At 31.6% G+C, this 323-nt stretch carries 1 tRNA gene; it reads right to left on the reverse strand.

Annotated elements, in window-relative coordinates:
- Positions 1-201 precede the first annotated feature (201 nt).
- Positions 202-275, reverse strand: a tRNA-Ala gene (locus tag ACHRWY_RS27640).
- Positions 276-323 lie beyond the last annotated feature (48 nt).

A 323-nucleotide genomic window follows, 5' to 3' on the forward strand; every position in this document is an offset into this window, starting at 1 on the left:
CTTATTTTGCTTATTGTACCAATCATAAAATTAATTATGACCGTTTTTTTTTGTCTTTTACAATAAAATTGTAAAAAACGCTTTCTACTTTTTATTATTTTCTTATCTCAATATGTCAATGAACTTTTATCTCAGGTTTAACTGTTTTTTGGTTTAATCGTTTAACCGAATAAACAAATCAACGCTTAAACTTTTGATTTGTGGAGAATAACGGAGTCGAACCGTTGACCTCCTGCGTGCAAGGCAGGCGCTCTAGCCAGCTGAGCTAATCCCCCATTTTTAAATGATGAGTTATGAATTATGAGTTATGAATGCTCATAAAT

The organism is Flavobacterium sp. FlaQc-48, assembly GCF_044007335.1.
Classification (GTDB): Bacteria; Bacteroidota; Bacteroidia; order Flavobacteriales; family Flavobacteriaceae; genus Flavobacterium.